General features: G+C 38.5%; 2 protein-coding genes and 4 pseudogenes. 5 read left to right on the top strand and 1 reads right to left on the bottom strand.

Annotation, left to right across the window (positions count from 1 at the left end; genetic code table 11):
- Window positions 1-29: 29 nt before the first annotated feature.
- The 5 genes and pseudogenes from BFN00_RS15210 to BFN00_RS15200 form a co-directional block, all read left to right on the top strand.
- Window positions 30-209 (top strand): annotated as a pseudogene (locus BFN00_RS15210) (recombinase family protein); the annotation flags it as partial.
- Between the two features lie 62 nt (window positions 210-271).
- The gene (locus BFN00_RS15205; RefSeq protein ID WP_071852299.1) at window positions 272-976 is read left to right on the top strand and encodes an IS6-like element IS1006 family transposase; all 705 of its coding nucleotides are present in this window, start codon (window positions 272-274) and stop codon (window positions 974-976) included.
- 452 nt (window positions 977-1,428) lie between these two features.
- Window positions 1,429-1,545, top strand: a pseudogene (locus tag BFN00_RS16350) (hypothetical protein); the annotation flags it as partial.
- 87 nt (window positions 1,546-1,632) lie between these two features.
- A pseudogene (locus BFN00_RS16320) lies at window positions 1,633-1,772 on the top strand (cation diffusion facilitator family transporter); the annotation flags it as partial.
- Window positions 1,773-1,949: 177 nt separating this feature from the next.
- Complete coding sequence (locus BFN00_RS15200; protein WP_004281881.1) at window positions 1,950-2,564, top strand: thiol:disulfide interchange protein DsbA/DsbL; 615 nt, start codon at window positions 1,950-1,952, stop codon at window positions 2,562-2,564.
- Window positions 2,565-2,640: 76 nt separating this feature from the next.
- Here BFN00_RS15200 and BFN00_RS16080 read toward each other — a convergent pair.
- Window positions 2,641-2,865, bottom strand: a pseudogene (locus BFN00_RS16080) (TetR family transcriptional regulator); the annotation flags it as partial.

Here is a 2,865-nt window from a genome sequence, read left to right as displayed (position 1 = left end):
AATCTCTATTTGCAACAGTGCCTGAAAAAGTGAAAGGCCAAAAAGTAGGGTATGTCCGGGTAAGTTCTGTCGAGCAAAACACTGGACGTCAACTTGAAGGAATTGAGGTCGATCGGATTTTTGTTGACCGTGCTTCAGGTAAAAATACTGACCGACCTAAATTTCAGGAAATGTTGAACTATGTCCGGGAAGGGGACAGGGTGATTGTGGCACTGTTGCAAATAGGCTGACATGATAAGCTAAATATCTTATTTATTTCGAGATACAGCAGATGAATCCCTTCCACGGTCGGCACTTTCAAGGTGAAATCATTCTTTGGGCTGTTCGTTGGTATTGTAAATATGGCATCAGCTATCGTGAACTTCAGGAAATGCTCGCTGAACGAGGCATAAATGTGGATCACAGTACAATTTATCGTTGGGTTCAGCGTTATGCTCCAGAAATGGAAAAACGGTTACGCTGGTATTGGCGTAATCCTACAGATCTGAGCTCGTGGCATATTGATGAAACCTATGTAAAAGTGAATGGACGATGGTCTTATCTGTATCGTGCAGTCGATCAACGTGGCGATACCATTGATTTTTATCTTTCGTCTAGACGTAATACCAAATCAGCATATTGTTTTCTTGGAAAAATTTTAAATAATGTGAAGAAGTGGCAAATTCCACAAGTGATCAACACGGATAAAGCACCCACATATGGACGTGCTTTATCACGGTTAAAACGGGAAGGTAAATGTCCACCAGACCTTGAGCACAGGCAGATTAAGTATAAAAATAACGTGATTGAATGTGATCATGGCAAGCTCAAGCGGATCATCAGGGCCACATTAGGATTCAAATCTATGAAGACGGCTTATGCCACAATTAAAGGTATTGAAGTCATGCGTGCACTACGTAAAGGACAAGCATCGTCATTTTATTATGGTCAGCCTCAGGGTGAAGTGTGTCTAATCAACAGGGTTTTCGGTCTCTAAGTACTTTTTAAAGGGAACATCATCGACTCAAATCTCTATTTGCAACAGTGCCGATTCATACACGTGTGGCAGTCCTCAATAAATTCACTGAATTAGGTCGACCATTTACCCAAGTTACGCCTTAAATTTGGCTCAATTAGGGGCGCTTTGCATTTCAAATCTTTGTGCAACAAAGCCAAAATTAGTTATTTTTAGTATGGTGTAACTAAGATTAATTAATTTTTTTAAATCGAATGATAAATATATTTATTGTTTTTAATTTATTCTTTACCATTTTCAAATTTTTAAATAATCCGAAAAGACTATTTTAAACTTTAGGGTTACATATGCTCCTATACATAGGCAGGAATAAATATGCAACTTAGTATATTTGCAACAATAGTACTGGAAAGATTCATGTAATAATGCTTAAAACTCTCTAATTAGTTAGGGAGGCATTGGAATTGGAGAAAGAAGTAAAGTGCCCACTAGCAAATGTGGTTATTGGAGGAATTATCTCATCAACCCTTCTTATGTTGGTTTTATTACCAATATTGTCCCGGTGGATAAATGAAAAGAAAGCTTCTTGACCAATTATAGTAAGCAATTTTTAGCAGAAATATTGAGGCTTACTCAAGTCTCTCAGCTAATCGTAAATAGAATAAGGAAACTATTGTATGTCAGAAGATCATTCTCAGAGCCACGCGGCTGTTACTGAAGAGAATAGTAAGAAGCTAATATTTACTGTAGGTTTGACCACTACGTTTTAATCGTAGAAATTATAACCGTTTTTATTACTCAAAGTTTAACTTTTGTGATTATCTAAAAACACATAGCGGTCGAATGGCCATATTAACTGACTTAAAATCAGTCGCATACTTTAATGTAGCGGTTCTGATAGCACAAAAGTTCGCAGCATGAAAACGGAACCGGCATAATTGATTTATAGTGAACCCATACACTAAGCATAATGATTTAGAGGACGATAATCCCAATGAAAAAATTCCTTTTAGGAGCTGTTGCCGCATCTGTTTTGGCCTTTTCAGGCAATGCTATGGCCAATTTTGTGGCAGGTCAGGACTATCAGGTGGTCGCAAAACCAGTCAAAGTCGAAAAACCGGGCAAAATTGAGGTACGTGAATTCTTCTGGTATGGCTGTGGTCACTGTTTCACGTTGGAACCGCATATGCAGGACTGGTTGAAAAAATTACCCAAAGATATCCGTTTTGTACGTACACCTGCTGCAATGAACCCGCTTTGGGAACAGGCTGCACGTGCTTATTATGTTTCAGAAGCCCTGGGTGTGCGTCAAAAAGCACATTTACAGTTATTCCATGATATTCATGACAAGCAGCGTCCAATTTTAGAACAGGCACAATTGGCCAAGTTCTATACCCGTTATGGTATTTCTGAAGAGAAATTTAACACGACTTATAAATCATTCCCGATTTCGTCAAAAATTGCTCAGGCAAAAAATTTGACTGCTCAATATCAGTTAAGCGGTGTACCAGCGGTGACCGTGAATGGTAAATATATTGTGCAGGGCAATGATGCCAAAGTAATTCAGGTGGTAAATTACCTGATTGAAAAAGAGCGTAAAGCCAAATAAGACGCGATTGATTATCTCTAAAAAAAACCTGCATCGAATCTGCAGGTTTTTTTATTTAAACTGGAGGAATGGTTATTTACGTCCTGACTGCCGGATCTGGTGTTTCTATCGGCGGGCGATACCAGTGTAAAATTCCTCGGAATAAGAGCTGCATCTGCAACACGCTTTGCGCTTTAAAGTCATGGGATTGAATATGAATCGTGGATTGTATCTTTACCAGTTCATACCCGATATCTTCATTCAGAAAATGAATTTTCCTTTCTATTTCAACACGCAGAATTAATGTGGTTCCGTTAATTAG

Origin of the sequence: Acinetobacter sp. AR2-3 (assembly GCF_001878775.1) — a bacterium.
Lineage (GTDB): Bacteria > Pseudomonadota > Gammaproteobacteria > Pseudomonadales > Moraxellaceae > Acinetobacter > Acinetobacter lwoffii_D.
This window is presented reverse-complemented; position numbering and strand designations above follow the sequence as displayed.